Origin of the sequence: Roseibium polysiphoniae (assembly GCF_014842925.1) — a bacterium.
GTDB classification, from domain to species: domain Bacteria; phylum Pseudomonadota; class Alphaproteobacteria; order Rhizobiales; family Stappiaceae; genus Roseibium; species Roseibium polysiphoniae.
Genome location: NZ_JACYXJ010000004.1, coordinates 362827 through 385141 on the forward strand (window position 1 = coordinate 362827; position 22315 = coordinate 385141).

Here is a 22315-nt window from a genome sequence, read left to right on the forward strand (position 1 = left end):
TTCGCGTCAGCGCTGGCCGCGGAAATAGGGGACCAGCAGTGCGCGCGGATAATCTGCTTTTCGGGCAACAAGGATAAGGGCGGCAATGGACAGGATATAGGGCATCATCAGGAAAACCTGACCTGGAATGAAGCTACCGACCTCGGTCTGCAGACGAACCTGGAAGGCATCGAAAGCACCAAAGAGCAGAGCCCCGATCAGGGCCTTCCCCGGCCGCCAGGAGGCGAAGACGGTGAGCGCGATGCAGATCCAGCCGCGGCCATTGACCATGCCGAAGAAGAAGGCGTCAAAGGCGGACATCGTTAGAAAGGCGCCTCCGAGCGCCATGAGGGCCGAGCCGGCAATAACGGTTCCCATACGCAGAGCATAGACGGAAAGGCCCTGGGATTCGACTGCTGACGGGTTGTCGCCGACTGCGCGGATCGCGAGGCCGAGCGGTGTGCGATAGAGAACGAAGGCTGTGACTGCAACAATAGCTAGGGCGAGGAAGGTCAGAGGTGTTTGTTGGAACAGGGCCGGGCCGATGAAGGGAAGGTCTGACAGGCCTGGAATATCAAGCGGCTTGAAGGCCTCGATGCGCGGAGGCGAAGAGACGTCCGGCAAGGCCGTTCGATAGATGAAATAGCTAAGCGACGTGGCAAAGAGGGTAACGCCGATGCCTGACACATGCTGGGAGAGGCCGAGCGGGACGGTGAGGATGGCGTGAATTAATCCGAAGAAACCACCGGCAAGCGCTGCGACCAGAACGCCGCCCCAAAGCCCGGTGCCGAGCCAGACCGCCATCCAACCGGCCATGGCACCTGCGGTGAAGATGCCCTCAATGCCGAGATTGAGGACGCCGGCGCGTTCGCAGACGAGGGCCCCGATCACGCCGAAGATGAGCGGCGTTGCGATGCGCAGGGCGGCGGCCCAGAAATTTGCGTTCAGGAGAATTTCGAGAATGTCGCTCATTTCGAAACTCCTTCAGTGGATTTCGCGCCGACGAACCGGACCTTGAACCTCAGGAAGAGGCCCGAAATCAGAACGCAGATCAGCGCCATGGAAACGATCAGATCGGCAAGATAGTTGGAGACGCCCGTGGCCCGGGACATGCTGTCGGCACCGACGAAGATGCTTGCGATGAAGAGGGCAGCAATCACGACGCCAAGGGGCGAGAGGCCCGCGAGCATGGCAACGACGATGCCCGAGTAGCCAAAGCCGGGCGACAGGTCAGCGGTCAGATAGCCCTTCAGACCGGCAACCTCGCCAACGCCCGCGAGGCCCGCCAGCGCGCCCGAAAAAAGGCCAACGCGAATGAAGGTCGCCGTCACCGGAATGCCGGCGTGCCGGGCTGCATTGGCGTTTTCGCCGACGGCACGGATCTCGAAGCCCCAGACCGTGCGCTTCAGCAGGATGTGAATGCCAATTGCAGCGATAAAGGCGATGATCAGACCGCCATGGATCCGCATGCGGGCCATGAGCTTCGGCAGCATGGCTTCATCGAGCATGGGTTCCGACTGCGGCCAGCCCATACCCATGGGATCCTTCATTGGTCCTTCCAGCATCATCTGCACGAAGAGCAGAATGATGAAATTCAGGAGCAGGGTGGTCACGACCTCATCAACGCCGAGCCTTGTCTTCAGAAGCGTTGGTCCGAGCATCATGACGCCACCGGCCAGGGCGCCGCAAAAGACCACCAGCGGGATCAGGACGATACTCGGGGCATCGATCATGCCGGAGCCGATAGCGACTGCTGCGAGCGCGCCGGCGTAAAGCTGGCCCTCGGCGCCGATGTTCCAGAGCTTGGCCCGAAAGGCGAGGGCGGCGGCAAGACCGGTCAGGATGAGAGGTGCTGCGCGGGTTAGCATTTCAGTGAAGGCAAAGACAGAGCCGAATGCGCCCGTCAACATCAAGCCGTAGGCATTGAAAACGGAAAGGCCTGCGAACAGCATCGGGATCGCCGCCAGTGCCAGTGCGACGATCGCTGCCGCAACCGGGATCAGGATCAGGCGCGGAAGGGAAGAAGGTTCACGCGGTTCAAAGCGGATCATGCCGCTTGCTCCTTCGATTGTCCGGCCATACGCAGGCCCAGCGTCGCTCGATCGAGCGTCTCGGTCTTGTCGGGCTGTGAAAGGTTGCCTCGGTGCATGACGGCGATGCGGTCGGATAGTCTCAACAGTTCGTCCAGATCCTCTGAAATGAGGATGACGCCAGCGCCCCGGGCTCGCGCTTCCAAAAGGCGGCGGTGAACGTCGGACGTCGCGCCGACGTCGAGGCCTCGGGATGGCTGCGCCGCCAGAACGACGCTCGGACTGGCATCAAGTGTACGGGCCAGAACGATTTTCTGGATGTTGCCGCCTGAAAGAAGCCGCGCAGGTGCCTTGTCCCCCTGGCATCGAATGTCATAAGCGACGATCGCGTCTTTGGCGCGTCGTGCGATCGCTTCAAAGCGAAGAAAGCCAAAGCGCTGGTTTTGAGGTTTGCGGATGGTTTCGATGGCAAGATTTTCCGCCACGGACATGGGGCCGACGATGCCGTCCTTGTGGCGATCTTCCGGAATGCGGGCGATGCCTGTGTCGATCATCCGCCGGGCGTCCGCGCTTGTGAGCACTTCCCCATCGAGAGCGATTGTGCCTGATGAGGGCGGTAGAAGGCCCGAGATGACCTTTGCCAGGGTGCCCTGTCCGTTGCCCGAGACACCGGCAATGCCAAGGATTTCGCCCGACAGCAATTCCAGATCGACTGAATGAAGGGCGTCGCGGCCGGCGCCGGTTGTTACGCTCGACAGGATGAGGCGCGCTGCTCCGGGGACCTGACTGTCGCGGGTGCTTTCGGGAACCGTCTTGCCGACCATGAGCTCGGCCAATTGGCGCTTGTCGCAACCTTCGGTCGGTTGATCCGCGACCTTGCGGCCACCCCGCAGAACGGCCACGCGGTGCGATGCGGCTATCACTTCATCGAGCTTGTGGGAGATGAAGATGATGCCGAGACCATCTGCAGCCAGCTTCTTGAGTGTGGCGAAAAGCGTATCGGATTCCTGCGGTGTCAGGACAGCGGTTGGTTCGTCAAGAACGAGGACCCGGGCGTTGCGATAAAGCGCCTTCAGGATTTCGACGCGCTGCTTTTCGCCAACCGAAAGTGTTGAGATGCGAGCATCCAGATCCACTATAAGGCCCGACCCAGTCATCAGGTCCGAGAGCCTCTCGCGGGCTCGCGCGCGGCCAGACTTGAGCGCCAACAAAGGTTCTGTGCCAAGGAGAATGTTCTCGAGGGCCGTCAGGTTCTCTGCGAGCGTGAAATGCTGGTGAACCATGCCGATGCCAGCGTTAAGCGCGGCATGCGGAGAGCCTGGGTCAAGCTCTGTGAGGGATCCGTCTTCCGTCAGGACCTCAACCGTGCCTTCATCGGCAACATAGTGGCCGAAAAGAATGTTCATCAGGGTGGTTTTGCCGGCGCCATTTTCGCCAAGCAATGCGAGGATCTCGCCTTTGCGGAGCGACAGGGAGACGTCGCCATTGGCCGTCAGCGCGCCAAACCTCTTGGTGATGCCGTCGAGCTTCAGGACGACAGCGGCATCTGGTGAGGTTTTGGTCATGGCGGGTCTTTCGGCGAAGTCTTGGAGTTCCCGATGACGGGAGCCGTGATCTCGGGAGGTGAGCGCGGGCAAGGATCTCCTCGCCCGCGCTCGACGTGTTGATTACATGGTCGACTTGGGTTCGCTGTCGTTCACGTTGACCCGGAACAGGCCGCCGAGGATTTCTTCCTCTTTTTCCTTGGCTGCTGCCACTGCGTCAGCAGGTGCCAGGGTTTCATCGACAACGAAGCTGCCGCCGCCATAGGACATGAAGCTGTAGGGGCCGTAGTCGGCCGGCTCGAAGCTGTCGGAAAGGACAGCTGCAATGGCCTTGTCGACGGTCGGTTCCATGTGCCAAAGCGCAGAGGACAGGATGGTGCCCGGATAGTCGCCGGCGGTGTCAATGACGTTGCCGATGGCCAGAATGCCCTTTTCCTTTGCCGCATCGGAGACACCGAAGCGCTCCGCGTAAAGGAGGTCCGCGCCCTTGTCGATCATTGCGAAGGCAGATTCCTTAGCCTTGGGCGGATCGTACCAGGAGTTGATGAAGGTCACGAGGAACTTCACGTCCGGGTTGGTCGCGAGCGCGCCTTCCATGAAGGCGTTCATGAGGCGGTTGACTTCAGGAATGGCGTAGCCGCCGACCATGCCGATGATGTTCGACTTGGTGGTTGCACCCGCGATCATGCCGGTCAGATAGGACGGCTCGTGGATCCAGTTGTCAAAGACCGCGAAGTTTGGCTTGGCGGCACCGAAGGACGAGCCCATGAGAAAGGCTGTGTCCGGGTATTCCGCAGCGACCTTGCGCGCAGCCCGTTCGACGGCGAAGGCTTCACCGACGACAAGATCCATGCCCTGTTCCGCATATTCACGCATGACGCGCTCATAGTCGGTGTTGGCCACGTTTTCGGAGAATGTGTAGGTGATGTCACCGCGCTCTTCGGCAGCTTTCAGCGCCTTGTTTATGCGGCTAACCCACTGTTGTTCAACCGGGACCGTGTAGATCGCAGCGACCTTGATCGGCTTGTCCTTGGCAAATGCTGCCGGCATGCCGAGCGACAGGGTCGTCGCAACCGCCATGGCAGCGGTGAGAATGGCCCGGCGGGACCATGAAATCGGTTTCGAATGAGCCATTTAGAACCCCTGAAATTATTGTCATAAGCGCGGAGAGTTGATCACAAAAAAGGCAGGCCCACAATATTGGCGCACTATGTGGCTTGCTGATTTTTTGAACATTCGGTCAAGAAAATCTGCACAAATATAGGCGTCTCAATCAAGAGTGGCGGTCCTGTTGGACCGTCTGCCAAATTGGTGCCGCCGCGGCCGGGGACGCCAAGCGTTCGGGCAATGGTATTATGCGGCGCATTTCACCTGGCTGAGAGCGGCAATGATCCCACGCAATTCCGCAAGGCCACGCATGCGACCATGAAGTGGGTATCCTGGGTGGGCGCCGCGGGCATCATCATCGAAGAGGGTGTGGCCATGGTCAGGGCGGAACGTGATCTGGGCGTCAGCTCTGCCTTGGGACGCGCGCCTGCCTTCTTCTTCAAGAAGGACAGAGACGAGGTCGACCATGTTCGTGTCGCCGCCCAAGTGCTCGGTTTCTTCAAACGAGCCATCGGGTTCTTTGGAGACATTGCGCAAATGCGCGAAGTGGATGCTCCCCGCGAAGCGCCGGGCGATTGCCGGGACATTATTTGCGGGATTTGCGCCGAGCGATCCCGCACAAAGTGTCAGGCCGTTTGCCGGGCTTGGATGCGCCTTGAGGATCCAGTCGATGTCATCGCTGTCAGATACGATGCGGGGCAGCCCAAGGATGTCGCGTGGGGGGTCGTCAGGATGCACGCCGAAGCGCAGCCCAAGATCTTCAGCCGCGGGGATCACCTCATCGAGGAACCGCTTGTAGTTGCTGCGCAGATCCATCCGGGAAATCCCGCGATAGTCCTTCAGCGCTTCTCGCAAGCCTTCGGCGTCGTAGCGGTCATAAGCACCAGGCAGGCCTGCCATGACCGCCTTCAGCAAGGCGTCCCGGTCGCTTTGGGTGGAGGTTTCGAACCAGGCTTTGGCGGCTGCAACCACGTCGTCTGAATAGTCGTTTGCGGCTTCGCCACGCTTGATGATGAAGAGTTCCAAAGCTGCCATCTTGGGAGCAGAAAATCGAAGGCAGGACCCACCGCGGGCGACAGGTGCACTTAGATCGGTTCGGGTCCAATCCAGCAGCGGCATGAAGTTGTAGCAGATGACTTCAATGCCCTCTGCGGCGAGATTGGCCATCGACTGTCGATAGTTTGCAAAGAGCTGCGAAAGATCACCTTCGCCGCGCTTGATCTGCTCATGGATCGGAAGGCTCTCGACAACACTCCAGTTGAAGCTGGCCGCCGAAAGTTCCTGTCTGGTTTCCGCGATCATCTTTTGCGGCCAGACCTCTCCATAGGGGATCTGGTGCAGCGCTGTGACGATCTCGCTTGCGCCCGTCTGGGCGATCTCACTCAAGCTGATCTTGTCGAAAGCACCATACCAGCGCCAGCCTTCCTTCACGAAAGGTCCTCCAAAACCGTCCGTACGCCGTCGGCCATGAGCAGCATGTAGGCTGCCTCGATTTCGAGGCGGATCTCAGCGGCAAGGTCCTGATCGAAGATCTGCTTGACCGAGAGCAACGCCGCGACTTTCTCACCAGGTGTTTCGCCGCCATCTGAAAGCGCTTTCAGTTGATCTGCGAGGGGATCACGCACATCGATTGGAGCACCGGTGAGGTCGGTGCCGCCCACATAGATCATCCAGGCTGCTATGGCTGTGCCCAACCCCTGACAGTGCCGGCCAACAGCAAGATTGTCACGGACTGTTCCAAGAATGCGCTGCGGCAGTTTCTGACTGCCATCCATGGCAATCTGCCAGGTTCGATGGCGTATCGCGGGATTGGAGTAGCGGCCAAACAGGGCGTCGGCATAGGCGCTCAGGTCAACACCGGGCGGGGCTTCGAAGGATGGCATGATCTCCCTGCGCCACAATGCCTTCACGAACGCCGCGAACATCGTATCGGCAACCGTATCGGCAATTGTCTCGTAACCCGCAAGGTAGCCGAGATAGGCAAGAGAAGAGTGGGTGCCGTTCAGCATCCTGAGCTTCATGTGCTCGTATGGCGTGACATCCTCGACGAGCTCGACGCCGACGGCACCGAGATCTGGTCTTGCGCCCGTGCCATAAGCTGGAACGAAGTCGTCTTCGACGACCCATTGCCGGAAGGGTTCATGCTGTACGAGCGCCGCGTCGTAGACGCCGGTTTTTTCCGCCAGCGCGTCGATATCTTCCTGTTTGGTGGCAGGCACAATCCGATCGATCATGGTCGAGGGGAAGCGCCCTTCTTCCTCGATCCAGCGTGCAAGATCGGGATCCAGCTCTTGTGCAAAATCTAGAACAATACGGCTGACGAGTTTGCCGTTTTCCGGAAGATTGTCGCAGGTCAGGACTGTGAAGGGCGGCAAGCCTGCTGCTTTGCGTCGCTGGAGCGCACGGACCAGAAAACCAGGAGCCGAGACAGGAAGCTCGCTTTCGAGATCGTGCTTGATATCAGGATGAGAGACGTTCAAGGCGCCTGTGGCGGGATCGTGACAATAGCCTTTTTCAGTGATGGTCAGGCTGACGATGCGGATCTCCGGATCGGCCATGGCTGCCAGAACCGCTTCGGGATCTTCGCGGGCGACAAGCAAATCCTGAACGATTTCGATCTGGCGCAGTGTCTCGCCGCTCGGGCCGAGTTCCTGCGCTGTGTAGGCAAAGTCCTGCGGGGCGAGTTGGTCGCGCATGCGTGGGCTTTGCAGGCTGACGCCGATGATGCCCCAGTCGCCTCCCGAGGCGTTGACGGCCTCTTCGATGTAAACGGCACCATGTGCGCGAAAGAAAGCACCGAGTCCGAGGTGGACAATGCCAGGCTTGGTCGTTTTGGAATTCTTGCGCCCCAGGCGCGTCAGGTTAGCGGGCAAGCCAGCCTCCATCTACGTTGATTACGGCGCCATGAATGTACTTCGCGGCAGGTGAGGCGAGGAAGACTGCCGTTTCGCCAATGTCCTTGGCCTCTCCCCAACGCCCTGCCGGAATCCGCTCGAGAATCTGCCGGTTGCGGGTCTCGTCATTGCGCAGAGCCTCGGTGTTGCTGGTGGCGATATAGCCGGGCGCGATTGCATTCACATTGATGCCCTTTGCAGCCCACTCATTGGCAAGCAGCTTGGTTATTCCGGCCACGCCATGTTTGGACGCCGTGTATGACGGCACACGTATGCCGCCCTGAAACGAAAGAAGCGAGGCAATATTGACGATCTGCCCTGTTCCGTTGCGCTTGAGCACAGCTTTTCCGAAAGCCTGGCACGTGAAGAAAACCGCCTTCATGTTGACGTCCATGACGTCGTCCCAGTCCGCCTCAGTGAAATCCACGGCATCAGCACGGCGAATGATGCCGGCATTGTTGACGAGAATATCGACGTGCTCTTCTTCAAAAAGATCACGCGCGGCCATGGGGTCGGCAAAGTCGAGGGTTATCGCCTTGCCCTTGCCGATCTGGCTCAGTGTTTCACTGCAATCGCGGCGAGCGGCGCAAAGAACCTCAGCGCCTGCCGTTCCCATCGCGATGGCGATGGCCTGACCGATTCCGGTGTTTGCACCGGTGACCAGCGCACGTTTGCCTTCAAGGGAAAATGGGGTCACCGAAGGTCTCCCATGGCCACCATGTCCATGTCGGTAAAGTCGACATTGTCGCCAGCCATTGCCCAGCAGAATGTGTAGGCGCCAGTGCCTGCACCGCAGTGGATCGACCAGGGCGGTGAAATCACCGCTTCTTCATTTCCCATGACAATGTGCCGTGTTTCTTCCGGTTGGCCCATGAAGTGGAAAACGCGCTGATCATCAGCCAGGTCGAAGTAGAGGTAGGCTTCCATACGACGATCATGAACGTGGGCCGGCATCGTGTTCCACACGGAGCCAGGAGCAAACTGGGTGTAGCCCATCAAAAGCTGACAGCTTTCGGCGACCTCTGGATGAAGGAACTGCAGGATAACGCGTTCGTTGCAGGTTTCCGATGCACCGAGTTCGACGCGACGGGCGTCTTCAATCCGGATCAGCTTTGTGGGGCAGCTGCGGTGGGCTGGTGCGGACAGAATGTAAAAGCGTCCCTTTCCGGACAAAGTCACCGGACCCGAGCCCATGCCGATATAAAGCACATCCCCGTTGTTGACGGTGTAGTTCGTGCCGCCGACTGAAACTTCGCCCGCTTCACCGATGTTCAAGATCCCCATTTCACGGCGATCGAGCATGGAGGGCGTGCCGGTTTCGGCGACATGGTCGAGGGTAAGCGATCCGGCTCCCGGCACAGCTCCGCCCAGTATCAAACGATCATAGTGAGTGTAGACCAGCCGGATTTCACCTTCGGCAAAGAGGCCATCAGCATGGAAATGTGATCGCAGGCCTTGCGTGTCCAGACCCTTGGCGGTCTGCGGGTCTATGGCGTAACGGGTCTCAACAGTGAGCATTGAAACAGTCCTTTTGGAATAATATCAGAGGAAATCGTCGCGGCGCGGCGTGAAGCAATCTATCAGCGTTCCGGGCTGAAGACAGAGGCAGCCGTGGCGGGCATCGGAGGGAATGACGAAGCTGTCGCCGGGGCCAACGTCAAAGGTTTCGCCTGCCACTGTGAACCGGAAGCGTCCGCTTTCGACATAGGTCGACTGAACGTGAGGGTGATTGTGAAGCTTTCCTTCCGCACCTTCCTCCTTGAAGCGGAATGCAACCATCATGAGGGCGGGGTTTTCGGAGAGGACCTGGCGGGTAATGCCCGGATCTGCCGGGACTTCAGGGAAAGGCTGGTGTGACATGGGCATCTCCTAGTGGAAGAGTGAGGGCAGCCAGAGCGACAGGAATGGAACGTAAGTGACAAGCATGAGCGTCGCGAAGGCCGCTCCATAGAAGGGCCAGATGGTCCTGATGGCTTGCCAGACGGAGATCCTGCCGACTGCACACCCGACAAACAGAATTGTACCGACCGGCGGGGTGCAGAGGCCGATCCCCAGATTGAGCACCAGGATAACGCCGAAGTGTACGGGATCGATCCCGAACGCCGTGGCGACGGGCAGGAAAATCGGTGTGGTGATGACGATCAGGGGCGACATGTCCATAAACGTCCCGAGCATCAAGAGGATCAGGTTGATCAGCAGCAAAATGACGATTGGGTTGCTGGAGAGATCCTTCATCATGGCGACCAGTTCGGCAGGAATTCGAAGGAAGGCCAGAAGCCAGCCGAAGGAAGCCGCGCTGCCGATCACGAGCAAAACCATCGCCGTTGTTCTCACGGCAGCCCTTGTTGCAGCCACGAATTGGGGCCAATGCATGGTGCGATAGGCAAGTGTGGTCACAAGAAGCGCATAGACCGCCGCGATGCAGGAGCTCTCGGATGCCGTAAAGATGCCTGAGCGCACGCCTCCAAAGATGATCGCGATGAGCAGGATGCCGGGAATAGCGTTGAAGAACAGCAGCCCGAATGCTGACCAGCCGGGGAATTTTTCCGTCGGATAGCCGCGCTTTTTGGCGACGAACCATGCGGTGATCATCAAGGTGATCGCAAGGAGCAATCCCGGGATGATTCCTGCCGTGAAAAGATCGGCGATCGACAGCCGTCCGCCGGCGGAGATCGAATAGATGATCATGTTGTGAGACGGTGGGAGCATGAGAGCGATGATTGATGAGACGACGGTGACGTTGACACCATAGTCGACGTCGTAGCCCTTCTTCTTCATCTGTGGGATCATCAGACCACCAATTGCGGTTGCGTCGGCCGCAGCGGAACCCGAAATCCCCCCGAACAGGACGGATGCGGCAATGTTGACCTGGCCCAGTCCGCCTCGAAGGTGGCCGACCATCGCGCCGGCAAGTGCAACAAGTCGTCGGGCGATGTCGCCGCGCACCATGAGTTCCCCGGCAAAGATGAAGAAGGGGATGGCCATCAAGGCGTAGACCGAGACGCCGGAATTCAAGCGTTGGAAGACGATCACCGGCGGCATGCCGAGATAAAGCACTGTTGCGAGCGAAGCTGCGCCAAGGCAAAAGGCAACTGGTGTGCCGATGAGGAGCAGAAATACAAATGTTCCGAAGAGGACCCAGACTTCCATATCAGCCTTCCTCCAACTCGGTTTCGCCAAAGCGGGCGGTGGGAAGACCGGCGGCGCGCCGTATCAGGCGTTCCAGCGAGAAAATGGCGATCAAAATGCCCCCGGCGACGAGCGGTAGAAAGTCGAACGCACCTGAAATTCCGAGAGATGGCAGGATCACATTCCAGGAGGACAGCATCAGCTGTGCGCCGAACCAGAGCATTCCCAGTCCAAACGTTCCCACGATGAGATCGGACACACTGTGAAGCCAGAGCTTTGCATTGGTCGGAAGAAAATAAAGAAGCACATCGAAACTCAGGTGGTAACCTTCCCGAATTCCGACCGCCGCTCCAAGGAAGATAAACCATCCCATCAAGATGATGGCAGCGGGTTCGCTCCAGACGATCGAGTCATTCATCACATAGCGCATGAAGACCTGAGCGGAGACGAATGCGGTCATCAGCAAGAGACCGGCACTCGCGAGCCAAAGCGCAAGGCGCGCAATCAAGCCCATCGGGCGCGCGGCATTTTTCATGAAGTCCTGCAAGGTTTCCTCCCGGCACGCAAGGTTCATGGCGACGAGCGCCATGAACCCTCTTTGCGCTCACATCAGTCGGTGGCGCGGATGCGGCTGACGAGGTCTTTCAGCTTGTCTGACGTGACATGCTTTTCGTAGACGCTGTCCATGGCTGCCATGAAGGGGGCCTTGTCGATCTCTTCAACGATCTCGACGCCTGCTGCGCGAACTTTCTCCTCGGACGCTTTCTCGCGGGCAACCCATAGATCACGCATGACAGGAACTGAATCTCGGGCGGCCTGACGAACGGCAGCCTGATCATCAGCAGAAAGCTTGTCCCAGCTGATCTTGGACATGACCAGGACTTCGGGAACGATTAGATGCTGGTCAAGCGTGTAGTACCCGGCAACTTCGTAGTGCCCCGAAGATTCAAAAGAAGGCCAATTGTTCTCGGCACCGTCAATCACGCCCGTCTGAATGGCGGAATAGACTTCACCGTAAGGCATGGGCGTCGCATTGGCGCCGAGAGCGGTCATCATGTCGACAAAGATGTCAGACTGCATCACGCGGACTTTCATTCCGGCCAGATCGTCGATCGATTTGATCGGCTTGACCTTGTTGTAAAAGCTGCGCGAGCCGCCATCGAAGAAAGCCAGACCAACGTAGCCGTGCGGCACGAATGCCTCAAGGATTTCGTCGCCGATCGGACCGTCCATCACAGTGTGCATGTGATCAACGGACTTGAAGACATAGGGCAGCGAGATAACCTTGGTCTCTTCGACCAGGTTGTTGAACGGTCCCGTGGAGACGCGGTTCAAATCGATCACGCCGAACTTTGTCTGTTCGATCGTGTCTTTCTCCTGTCCAAGCTGAGCAGAGTGGAAAACTTCAACACACAGACGGCCGTCCGTGCGCTCCTCCAGAAGTTTGCCCATGTGCTTGACCGCTTCAACAGTCGGATAGCCATCCGGATGTGTGTCGGATGACTTCAGGGTCACTTCGCAAGCCATGGACGTGGTCGCAAGCGCGACGCTGGCAAGCAAGGCTGACGCCAGGGTTTTTACGATCTTCATGATATTCCTCCCATCATGATTGGCTCGTCAGAGCCGATAGGCTTGCTTCGCAAGCCGGTAGCTGAGGTCTTGTGCAACCTCATACGCCTCGTCCGCCGCTAACCTCCCAGTTGCGACGAGCGTTGCGAGATAGGCGCAGTCCACCCGGCGTGCCACATCGTGGCGCGCGGGAATCGAGCAGAAAGCGCGTGTGTCATCGTTGAAGCCGACGGTGTTGTAAAAACCGGCGGTTTCGGTCGTTGTTTCCCGGAACCGGCGCATGCCTTCCGGGCTGTCGTAGAACCACCAGGCTGGGCCAAGCTTGAGGGCCGGATAAACACCCGCAAGCGGTGCGAGCTCCCGGGCGCATGTGGTCTCGTCCAGGGTGAAAAGGATGATCGTCAGATCGGGTTCCATGCCGACGGCATCGAGAAGCGGCTTAAGCGCCTGCACATATTCGGTGCGTGTGGGAATATCGAAGCCCTTGTCGCGGCTGAATATGCCCATGGTGGGCGCAGAGTGGTTGCGGAAACTGCCGGAATGAATTTGCAGCACGAGGCCGTCCTCGAGGCTCATCCGGGCCATTTCAGTCAGCATGTGACCGCGGAACGCATCAGCTTCTTCCGGAGTGCAACTGCCCTTCAAAGCCTTGGCAAAGAGTGCAGCGGCATCAGCGGCAGAGAGGTTCTCGGTGCGCGCGGTCGGGTGCCCATGGTCGGACGAGGTTGCGCCGAAGTCCTTGAAGTAGGCGCGGCGGATCCGGTGTGCCTGGAGATAGCCCTCCCAGGTTGAGGTGTCTTCTCCGGTCAGCTCGCCAAGCGCCTCGACATTGCCGGCAAAGCCGTCGAACTCCGGGTCGACCACCGCATCCGGTCGATACGCCGTGATGACTTTGCCTGTCCAGCCGCTTTCGCGGATCTGCCGGTGCCATTTGAGATCATCAAGGGCGCCCTCAGTCGTCGCAATGGCCTCGATCTTGAAACGTTCGAAGAGCGCGCGGGGGCGGAACTCGGGCTTTGCAAGGCAATCGGCGATGTGGTCATAGGCGGCGTCCGCCGTTTGGGCGTTCAGACGCTCGGTCCAGCCGAAGACTTCCTCGAAAGCATGATCAAGCCACATGCGCGATGGCGTGGCGCGGAACAGATGATAGTTCTCGGCAAAGATCCGCCAGATCTTTCGGCCGTCGGTTTCCGTCCAACCGCCATCTGCACGCGGGATGCCGAGGCTTTCCAATGCGAGGCCCTGGGAGCAGAGCATGCGAAAGACATAGTGGTCGGGGGTGATGAACAGCTGTGCGGGATCGGGAAAGGCTTCGTTTTCTGCGAACCAACGCGGATCCGTATGTCCGTGAGGGCTGATGATCGGCAAGTCTTTCACGGTCTGGTAGAGCTCGCGGGCCACCTGCCGCGTATTTTCTTCCAAGGGAAAAAGCCTGTCCGGATTCAACTGACTCACGTTTACGCTCCTATTGGATACCTTGAAGGCAAGGGCTTTTCATATAACTAGTTTGGTAATATGCTAGTACGCAGAATGAGTCAACGGAGGGAAATCATGTCGCGATCGAGCCCATTGAGGGCCTTGGAGCCACTCAACAGACCGTCGGTCGCCGATACTGTTTTCGATGAGTTGCATCAGCAGATTCTCTCGCTCGAGCTGCCGCCGGGCATGAAGATGTCGGAGGCTGAAGTTGCCAAGGCTCTTGGAGTTTCGCGGCAGCCGGTGCGCGACGCGTTTTATCGCCTGTCCAAACTCGGGTTCCTGTCAATCCGGCCCCAACGTGCGACGATCGTCTCCGAAATTTCGGAGCGAGCCGTCTTTCAGGCGCGGTTTGTACGCAGCGCGATCGAAGCCGAGACGGTGCGCGCTGCCTGCGAGAAACTGACCGAAGAGGATCACAAGGCGCTGGACGATCTTCTGGAGCTGCAGCGCAAGGCGGTCGAAGCGCGCGACGCTGTAGAGTTTCATGCGTACGACGACCAGTTCCACCGGGAAATCTGCGAGCGGACCGGTCTTGCCTTTGCCTGGGAAATCATCCGCGAGAACAAGGCGCATATGGACCGCGTCCGTTTTCTCTCGCTGTCGTTTGCCTCGCAAGCCGCCTTGGACGATCACGTCAAGGTTCTGGAGGCGATCAAGGCACGCGACAGCACCAGTGCCATGGCGCTGATGCACCTTCACCTATCGCGGATCAAGGAGCAAATTCCACGTATTCGTGCCAATTATTCCGAGTTCTTTGCCGGAGAGACTGAACAGTGACAAATCGTTTTCTCTCCATCGGCGAATGCATGGTCGAAATGGCGCCCACCAGTGATGGCACATTCGCCATGGGCTTTGCCGGCGATACGCTCAACACGGCCTGGTATGCGCGCAAGCTGCTGCCTGAGACCTGGGACGTGTCCTATCTCACAGCGGTCGGCGAGGATGCTCTGTCCGACAATATGGTTCATTTTCTGGACAGTGCCGGGATCGATACGAGCCTGATCGAACGGCGGGCTGACAGAACCGTTGGCCTTTATATGATCCAGCTCAGTGAGGGCGAGCGAAGCTTTGCCTATTGGCGCTCGGAGTCTGCAGCGCGCTGTCTTGCCGCAAACGCCGAGGCCTTGCAGGGAAAACTTGATCGGGCCGGGCTGATCTACTTCTCGGGCATAACGCTTGGAATTTTGTCGGTGCCGGATCGACACAAGTTTCTGGATGCTGTCGGCAAGGCACGATCCAATGGCTCTACAATCGCCTTTGATCCCAATCTTAGGCCACGGCTCTGGGCCAGCGAAGAGGACATGTGCGCCGCGATTACCGAAGCCGCAGGTTTCAGCGATATTGTGCTGCCATCATTTGAAGATGAGGCATCTCATTTCGGCGATGGGTCCTGCGAGGAGACGGCGCGACGCTATGCGGCTGAAAGAGCGGGGCTGGTGATCGTCAAGAACGGTCCTGGCAATGTGATCTGCCTGCAAGACGGCGAGATGACTGCGCTGCCTGCAAACGCCGTCGGAAGCATCGTTGACACCACCGCGGCCGGCGACAGTTTCAATGCAGGTTTTCTCGCCGCACACTTACAAGGCAAGTCCCTGGCGCTGTGCGTTGAGGCGGGAAACAGGCTGGCCAGCGCAGTCATCGGGCAGCGAGGCGCGTTGGTGGATGTTGTCGAACATGTGTGACGTTCCCAAGTGCCTTCTCGGCCCGTTGAAAACTGCCGGCCGTGTGTCGGGGTTTGAATTGTAAAATCAAAGGCGCCGGGTTAAGGAAGCGCGTCCTTGGTCCATATTGGTTTTGAGCTCGATGCGCACTGCTTTGGTTACTGGATCGGCCGGCTTCATCGGCTACTTCCTTTGTACGCGGCTCCTGGATGATGGCTTCCGCGTCATCGGGCTCGACGCCATGACGGACTATTACGACGTCAAGCTCAAGCAGCGCAGGCAGCAGATGTTGCTGCAAAATGAACATTTCACAGCCCTGAACGACCGGATTGAAACACCGGATCTGCTCAAGGAACTGTTCTCCCGAGAGACCCCCGATGTGGTGGTTCATCTCGCGGCGCAGGCCGGGGTTCGCTACTCGATTGAGAACCCGCGATCCTATCTGGAAAGCAACATCAACGGCACATTTGAGCTGCTGGAGGCAGCGCGCGCCCATCCGCCCGAGCACATGCTGCTGGCGTCAACCTCGTCGGCATATGGCGCCAACACCCACATGCCATACACCGAGACCGACAAGGCCGATCACCAGATGTCGTTCTATGCTGCGACAAAGAAGGCCAATGAGAACATGGCGCATTCCTATGCGCATCTGTTCGAGCTGCCCATTACCATGTTCCGGTTCTTTACAGTCTATGGCCCGTGGGGCCGCCCGGATATGGCGCTGTTCAAGTTCACCAAGGCCATCCTCGAAGGCAAGCCGATCGACGTCTATAACTTCGGCGACATGAAGCGTGACTTCACCTACGTCGAAGACCTTGTCGAGGGCATTCGGCTTTTGATCGATGCGGTGCCGGTACGTCCGGCCGAGGGCGTTGTTCCAGAGGGGGACAGTCTTTCACCGGTTGCCCCCTGGCGGGTGGTGAACATCGGCAACTCGAATGCGGTTCAACTGACCGACTTCATCGCCGCGATCGAAAAGGCGACCGGACGCGCTGCAGAGCGCAATTTGATGCCGATGCAGCCGGGCGATGTGCCGGCAACCTGGGCCAATGCGGATTTGCTTCAAGAGCTGACCGGTTACCGACCGAAGACTGATGTTGAAACCGGCGTCAAACGCTTTGTCGAGTGGTATCGGGCCTACTACGAAATCTAAATGCGAGTGTGAAACGGTGCCCGGACGGATGCATCTGCATCGCGGGCCTCGTAAGGCTTCATCCCTGAGTGCCCGAGAGAAGTTCCGGCAGAGCGATCTGCTCTTGCTGCCTGCGCAACTGGTCGCGGCTGCTGCTTGTTGATCATATTATGACCATGCCGAACATGGCGGCAGTGAACGCCTAGAAAGACGCCAGTCTGCTATGTGCCTGGTTCGCATGCGAGATTATTCTCGCCCACGTTGTGGAAATGCAGGTTCGAGCGTTCCCTGCGATTGTCACGATCTCCATGCCCTTGTGAAAATTGCACAAATTCTTGCCCTTGCAACTTTAGTAGGCTGAAGGGCAGACTGTCATCTCTCGCGAGCCAATGCCCTTCCACCTTCGCGATCTTAAATAATCAAGGGGAGCACCAGATGCTTTTTGGAAAAACAATTGCAGCGCTTTCGCTGACAACCGCTCTTGTCATGCCGATGATCGGCGCCATTCCGGCTGCCTATGCTGAAACGCCACCGAACATGCTTGTGGTTGCTGCGGAAATCGACGATCTGATTTCCCTCGATCCTCAGGAAATGTTTGAATTCTCTGGTTCAGACTACGCAAACAACGTTTATCAGCGTCTGATTGCCTACGATCCGAAGGATTTCTCCAAGGGTTATCAGCCGGCAATCGCCGAGAGCTGGGAAATTTCTGAAGACGGCAAGACATTCACCTTCAAGATTGCCGAGGGACTGAAGTTTGCGTCCGGCAACCCGGTGACGGCAAGCGATGTCGCATTTTCCTTGCGCCGCGCCGTTCTCCTTAAGAAGACGCCGTCCTTCATTCTCACACAGTTCGGTTTCACTGAAGAGAATGCTTCAGAGACGTTGATGGCCAAGGATGACGGAACATTCGTCCTGGTGACCGACAAGAAATATGCGCCGTCTTTCGTGCTGAACTGCATGACCGCGGCAATCGCCAGCATCGTCGATAGCAAGCTGGTTCTGGAAAACGAAGTTGACGGCGATCTGGGCAACGGATGGCTGAAGACAAACTCTGCCGGTTCCGGCCCTTACCAGCTGACCAGCTGGAAGCCGAATGAATCCCTGACGATTTCGGCGAACCCGAATTTCTCCGGCGACGCTCCGGCAATGAACCGTGTGGTTGTGCGCCATATTGCAGAATCTGCATCGCAGCGTCTGCTTCTTGAAAAAGGCGACGTGGACATCGTTCGCAATCTCTCGCCTGAAGATGTTTCTGGCGTTCTGAAGAGCGAAGACGTCAAGGTCATGACCGACCAGCGCGGCCGGATCATGTATATCTCCATGAACCAGCAGGACCCGACCCTGTCCAAGCCCAAGGTCATCGAGGCGATCAAGTATCTGATCGACTACGACGGAATGGTGAATTCCTTCCTCAAGGGCCAGTACATGGTTCACCAGGCATACCTGCCGCTTTCCTACCTCGGCGAACTCAAGGACAAGCCTTATTCCCTGAACATCGAAAAGGCGAAGGCCCTGTTGGCAGAAGCCGGACTTGCGGATGGCTTCGAGGTTGAGTTCATCGTACGGACCGCACAGGAGCGCGTTGAAATTGCTCAGTCGCTCCAGAACACCTTCGGTCAGGCCGGCATCAAGGCATCGATCGTTCAGGGCACAGGCAAGGAAACGCTTGGCAAATATCGCGCTCGCGATTTCCAGATCTATGTTGGCGCCTGGGGCCCGGATTATCCGGATCCGCACACAAACGCTGATACGTTTACGTCAAACCCGGACAACAGCTTCGAAGCGAAGCTGACTGGCAAGCTTGCGTGGCGGAACGCCTGGGCGGCTGACGGCTACACGGAGCGTACGGCTGCTGCGGCTCAGGAAACCGACACGGCCAAGCGCGCTGAAATGTATGTTCAGCTGCAGAAAGACTTCCAGAAGGAGGCTCCCTTCGCGATCATGTTCCAGAAAACTGAACAGAACGCGCTGCGGGCCAATGTGGAAGGTTATTCCATCGGTGCCGCGATCTCGGCCGTCTACTACGGCAACGTAACCAAGTAAGCGCGGCAAGCAAAACATGACGAGTGTTGAAAGCACTCCTGGGGAGAGGCGAACAAAAAACGCCTCTCCTTTTTTCAGGGGTTTGAAGCGGCTGGGTGCCGGCCTGTTTTCCATGGTCGCAACCATGTTCGGGTTGTTGCTGGTAACGTTCCTGATCGCACGGGTGATGCCCATCGATCCGGTGCTTGCGCTGGTTGGCGAGCGTGCCAGCCAGGAAGTCTACGACGCGGCCTACAAACAGCTGGGCCTGGACCAACCCCTTGTTGTTCAATTCTTCTACTATGTACGGGATGTCGTTACGGGCAACTTCGGCACCTCGGTTCTGACGGCCCGTCCAGTTATCGAGGACATTGGCCGGGTTTTCCCGGCGACACTCGAACTGGCAACCCTTGCGACCATTATTGGCGTGGTGCTCGGCATTCCCGCTGGTGTGGTTTCGGCCGTCTATGAAGGGCGCTGGCCTGATCAGATCGTCCGGTTCATAGGCCTTTTTGGCTACTCCATGCCGATTTTCTGGATCGGCCTGATCGGTTTGCTGGTGTTCTACGGTAAGCTTGGATGGGTTGGCGGACCCGGGCGGCTGGACATCTACTATGAGGACATCATCCCCTCGGTCACGGGAATGATCCTCATCGACAGCCTGATCGCCCGCGACTGGACCATTTTCTGGAATGCGGTCAGCCACATCATTCTGCCAGCGTCGATCCTTGGCTACTATTCGCTGGCCTATATCAGCCGGATGACCCGGTCCTTCATGCTTGAACAGCTGAGCCAGGAATACATCACGACGGCCCGCGTCAAAGGCTTGTCGGAAACCAAGGTGATCTGGCGGCATGCGCTCGGCAACGTCATGATCCCACTGATCACTGTGATTGTGCTCAGTTATGCAAATCTTCTGGAAGGGTCTGTTCTGACTGAAGTCATCTTCGCATGGCCAGGTCTTGGCAATTACATCACCAACGCGCTTTTGTCGGCGGATATGAACGCGGTGCTCGGAGGGACTGTCGTCGTGGGCCTCGTCTTTGTCGGGCTCAACCTTCTATCTGATGTTCTCTACAAGCTTGTTGACCCGAGGGCGCGCTGACATGAACCTCGACACTCAACAGAGCCCCGAGACGGCGGCGCCAAAGCAGAGCCTGAAGGCCTGGCTGAACTCCGATGTTCCGGCATCGCGATTTCAGGCCAATATGGTTCAGCTCTATAGTGGCTGGCTGAAACTCGTTGCAAATCCGCTGGCCTTCTTGGGTTTCCTTATCCTTGTCGGTTTGCTTGCCAGCGCTGTCTTCGCGCCCTGGCTTGCGACTGCAGATCCGGTCGCCCAGGATCTTGCGGCACGGCTGACACCCCCAGGCACTGATGGCTTCATCCTGGGGTCTGACGAGCTTGGACGAGATATCTACAGCCGCATTATCTACGGTTCGCGGATCACGCTTTTGATTGTGACCCTGGTTGCGGTCACCGCGCCCGTCTTCGGACTTCTGGTTGGCACTTTCGCAGGCTATCTCGGCGGCTGGGCCGACGAAGTCCTGATGCGCGTGACCGATGTCTTCCTGGCGTTTCCAAAGCTGGTTCTTGCCCTTGCATTCGTAGCTGCTTTGGGAGCGGGAATTGAAAACGCAATCCTGGCGATTTCCATCACGGCCTGGCCGCCTTACGCCCGTATTGCGCGGGCGGAGACGCTGACAATCCGCAATTCGGATTTCATTTCCGCAGTGCGCCTGCAAGGGGCCGGAACCTTGCACATCATCGTCCGGCACATCTGGCCGCTGTGCCTGTCCTCGATCATCGTTCGCATGACGCTGGACATGGCGGGCATCATCCTGACTGCTGCAGGTCTCGGATTTCTGGGCCTGGGTGCGCAGCCGCCCATGCCGGAATGGGGTGCAATGATCTCGGCCGGCAGGAAGTTCATTCTGGACCAGTGGTGGGTTGCGACGATGCCGGGTTTGGCGATCTTCATCGTGTCGCTTGGCTTCAACCTCTTGGGCGATGGTCTTCGTGACATTCTCGACCCCAAGAAATCGAAGTCGTGAGGTCGGGGCAATGAGTGAACAAGAAACCCTTCTGCGTGTTGAGGACCTGTGGGTTCGTTTTCCAACCCGAAACGGCATTGTTGAGGCTGTTCGCGGCATTTCATTTGCCGTCGGCCGCGAGCGTGTCGGCATCGTCGGCGAGAGTGGTTCAGGCAAGTCCATGACGGGCCGGTCGATCTTGCGTCTGATCCGGCCGCCAGGCCAGATGACCGCCAAGGAGATATCCTTCAAGGGCGATAATCTTCTGGATTATTCCGAGCGCCAGATGCGCGATGTGCGCGGACACAAGATCTCAATGGTGATGCAGGACCCGAAGTTCTCGTTGAACCCGGTGATGACAGTCGGCAAGCAGATTTCGGAAGCCTATCGACTGCACAGCGGAGCGTCCCGTGGCGACGCCAAACGCAAGGCACTCGAAATGCTGGAAGCGGTGCAGATCCGCGAGCCGGAGCGCGTCTACAACAGCTACCCCCATGAGGTCTCTGGTGGTATGGGGCAGCGCATCATGATTGCAATGATGCTCATCCCCGATCCGGATCTGTTGATCGCGGACGAGCCGACATCAGCTTTGGACGTCACGGTCCAGATGCGTGTTCTTGCGATCATGGACAAGCTGGTGAAGGACCGGGGCATGGGGCTGATATTCATCAGCCATGACCTGCAACTGGTGTCCTCTTTCTGCGACCGCGTGATCATCATGTATGGCGGCAAGATCGTTGAGACCTGCAAGGCCAGCGAACTTCACAATGCCAAGCATCCGTATACGCGCGGACTTCTCGCGGCCTTGCCGCAGATCGATGACCCCAAGGCAAAACTCGCGGTGCTTGACCGGGATCCGGTTTGGCGAGATCAGGAAAGCGTTGTTGCCTATGACTGAGGGTGCAGGAACGGAACGGATGAACCAGCCGATGCTGGAAGTGGCAAATCTGAATGTCTATTTCGGCGAGGGCGGCGACATTTTTCAGGCCGTGGACAGTGTGTCCTTCAAGGTCAAGAAAGGTGGCAGCTACGGCCTCGTTGGTGAGAGTGGGTCTGGAAAGTCGACTGTGCTGCGGGCGATCAGCGGCTTGATCGCGGACTGGGATGGCCGAATTTGCGTCGAAGGTGAGGTGCTTGAACCCAAGCGCGAGAAAGCGTTTTACCGGAAGATGCAGATGGTGTTTCAAGACCCCTACGCATCGCTGCATCCGCGCCATACGGTCGACCGAATCCTGTCTGAACCTCTAGGACTCCATGGCATCGGTGATGTGGAAACCAGGGTCCTGAAGGCGCTCGACGATGTGGGGCTCGGCAAGGCCTTTCGCTTTCGCTATCCGCACCAGCTTTCCGGCGGACAGCGCCAGCGTGTTGCGGTCGCCAGAGCGCTGATGTTGGAACCGCAAATTCTGCTGCTGGACGAGCCGACGTCGGCGCTCGATGTCTCCGTACAGGCTGAAGTCCTGAACCTTCTTTCGGATCTCAGGACTGAACGGAACCTCACCTATCTGATGGTGACCCATGATCTCGCGGTCGTTGCTCACATGTGCGAGGAGATTGCAGTCATGAGCCACGGCAAGGTTGTTGAGGTGATGAGCGTCGAACAAATGCGTCGCTCGGAGCCGAAAGAGGCCTATACCCGGGAGCTTCTCATGGCCAGCAAGGGCTATGATCCCGAGTTCTTTGCAGGTGAAGCGGTCTAGCGTCAAAGCTGGACCTGTCGACGTGGACCGCAT

Annotated in this window: 21 protein-coding genes; 8 read left to right on the forward strand and 13 right to left on the reverse strand. The window is 58.2% G+C overall.

The genetic code is table 11. The features are described from left to right. Positions 1 to 6: 6 nt before the first annotated feature. The 13 genes from IG617_RS11865 to uxaC all read right to left on the reverse strand — a co-directional run bounded on the left by IG617_RS11865 (position 7) and on the right by uxaC (position 13707). Positions 7 to 951 carry an ABC transporter permease gene (locus tag IG617_RS11865; RefSeq protein WP_192109423.1) on the reverse strand — a complete coding sequence of 315 codons (945 nt, stop codon included), beginning with the start codon at positions 949 to 951 and terminating at the stop codon, positions 7 to 9. After that, positions 948 to 2030, reverse strand: coding sequence for an ABC transporter permease (locus IG617_RS11870; protein WP_192109424.1), 1083 nt, complete (start codon positions 2028 to 2030; stop codon positions 948 to 950). Before IG617_RS11870 ends, IG617_RS11865 begins: the two co-directional genes overlap by 4 nt. Further along, positions 2027 to 3574, reverse strand: a complete 1548-nt coding sequence (locus tag IG617_RS11875) for an ABC transporter ATP-binding protein (RefSeq protein WP_192109425.1) — start codon at positions 3572 to 3574, stop codon at positions 2027 to 2029. The genes IG617_RS11870 and IG617_RS11875 overlap by 4 nt, the downstream gene beginning before the upstream one ends. 102 nt (positions 3575 to 3676) lie before the next feature. Next, positions 3677 to 4687, reverse strand: a complete 1011-nt coding sequence (locus tag IG617_RS11880) for a BMP family protein (RefSeq protein ID WP_192109426.1) — start codon at positions 4685 to 4687, stop codon at positions 3677 to 3679. 219 nt (positions 4688 to 4906) lie between these two features. Beyond that, complete coding sequence (gene uxuA, locus IG617_RS11885) at positions 4907 to 6091, reverse strand: mannonate dehydratase (RefSeq protein WP_192109427.1); 1185 nt, start codon at positions 6089 to 6091, stop codon at positions 4907 to 4909. After that, positions 6088 to 7545 (reverse strand): mannitol dehydrogenase family protein, encoded by a 1458-nt coding sequence (locus IG617_RS11890; RefSeq protein ID WP_192109428.1) that lies wholly within the window; start codon positions 7543 to 7545, stop codon positions 6088 to 6090. The genes uxuA and IG617_RS11890 overlap by 4 nt, the downstream gene beginning before the upstream one ends. After that, positions 7523 to 8251: a 2-dehydro-3-deoxy-D-gluconate 5-dehydrogenase KduD gene (gene kduD / locus IG617_RS11895; protein WP_192109429.1), complete on the reverse strand. Its 729-nt coding sequence runs from the start codon at positions 8249 to 8251 to the stop codon at positions 7523 to 7525. The genes IG617_RS11890 and kduD overlap by 23 nt, the downstream gene beginning before the upstream one ends. Next, positions 8248 to 9072 (reverse strand): 5-dehydro-4-deoxy-D-glucuronate isomerase, encoded by an 825-nt coding sequence (kduI, locus tag IG617_RS11900; protein ID WP_192109430.1) that lies wholly within the window; start codon positions 9070 to 9072, stop codon positions 8248 to 8250. Before kduI ends, kduD begins: the two co-directional genes overlap by 4 nt. A 24-nt stretch (positions 9073 to 9096) precedes the next feature. Continuing rightward, positions 9097 to 9414: a cupin domain-containing protein gene (locus IG617_RS11905; RefSeq protein WP_192109431.1), complete on the reverse strand. Its 318-nt coding sequence runs from the start codon at positions 9412 to 9414 to the stop codon at positions 9097 to 9099. Between the two features lie 9 nt (positions 9415 to 9423). Then, positions 9424 to 10704, reverse strand: coding sequence for a TRAP transporter large permease (locus IG617_RS11910; RefSeq protein WP_192109432.1), 1281 nt, complete (start codon positions 10702 to 10704; stop codon positions 9424 to 9426). A 1-nt stretch (position 10705) separates the two neighbouring features. Beyond that, entirely contained in the window at positions 10706 to 11272 is a 567-nt protein-coding gene (locus tag IG617_RS11915) for a TRAP transporter small permease (RefSeq protein WP_192109433.1), read from the reverse strand. A 20-nt stretch (positions 11273 to 11292) separates the two neighbouring features. Beyond that, complete coding sequence (locus IG617_RS11920) at positions 11293 to 12273, reverse strand: TRAP transporter substrate-binding protein (protein WP_192109434.1); 981 nt, start codon at positions 12271 to 12273, stop codon at positions 11293 to 11295. Between the two features lie 27 nt (positions 12274 to 12300). Next, complete coding sequence (gene uxaC, locus IG617_RS11925) at positions 12301 to 13707, reverse strand: glucuronate isomerase (protein ID WP_192109435.1); 1407 nt, start codon at positions 13705 to 13707, stop codon at positions 12301 to 12303. Between the two features lie 96 nt (positions 13708 to 13803). Here uxaC and IG617_RS11930 point away from each other — a divergent pair, with 96 nt between their 5' ends. From IG617_RS11930 to IG617_RS11965, 8 genes are all read left to right on the forward strand, one after another. Beyond that, positions 13804 to 14508, forward strand: a complete 705-nt coding sequence (locus IG617_RS11930) for a GntR family transcriptional regulator (protein ID WP_192109436.1) — start codon at positions 13804 to 13806, stop codon at positions 14506 to 14508. Beyond that, positions 14505 to 15413 (forward strand): PfkB family carbohydrate kinase, encoded by a 909-nt coding sequence (locus IG617_RS11935; protein WP_192109437.1) that lies wholly within the window; start codon positions 14505 to 14507, stop codon positions 15411 to 15413. Before IG617_RS11930 ends, IG617_RS11935 begins: the two co-directional genes overlap by 4 nt. A 121-nt stretch (positions 15414 to 15534) precedes the next feature. Further along, positions 15535 to 16545 (forward strand): NAD-dependent epimerase/dehydratase family protein, encoded by a 1011-nt coding sequence (locus IG617_RS11940; RefSeq protein ID WP_192109438.1) that lies wholly within the window; start codon positions 15535 to 15537, stop codon positions 16543 to 16545. A 414-nt stretch (positions 16546 to 16959) separates the two neighbouring features. Next, entirely contained in the window at positions 16960 to 18570 is a 1611-nt protein-coding gene (locus tag IG617_RS11945; RefSeq protein ID WP_192109439.1) for an ABC transporter substrate-binding protein, read from the forward strand. A 16-nt stretch (positions 18571 to 18586) separates the two neighbouring features. Then, on the forward strand, positions 18587 to 19654 hold the full coding sequence (locus IG617_RS11950; RefSeq protein ID WP_192109440.1) for an ABC transporter permease: 1068 nt from the start codon (positions 18587 to 18589) through the stop codon (positions 19652 to 19654). Between the two features lies 1 nt (position 19655). Further along, positions 19656 to 20603, forward strand: coding sequence for an ABC transporter permease (locus IG617_RS11955; protein WP_192109441.1), 948 nt, complete (start codon positions 19656 to 19658; stop codon positions 20601 to 20603). Between the two features lie 10 nt (positions 20604 to 20613). Then, positions 20614 to 21480 carry an ABC transporter ATP-binding protein gene (locus IG617_RS11960; RefSeq protein ID WP_192109442.1) on the forward strand — a complete coding sequence of 289 codons (867 nt, stop codon included), beginning with the start codon at positions 20614 to 20616 and terminating at the stop codon, positions 21478 to 21480. Beyond that, positions 21473 to 22282 carry an ABC transporter ATP-binding protein gene (locus IG617_RS11965; protein WP_254170525.1) on the forward strand — a complete coding sequence of 270 codons (810 nt, stop codon included), beginning with the start codon at positions 21473 to 21475 and terminating at the stop codon, positions 22280 to 22282. The genes IG617_RS11960 and IG617_RS11965 overlap by 8 nt, the downstream gene beginning before the upstream one ends. Positions 22283 to 22315 lie beyond the last annotated feature (33 nt).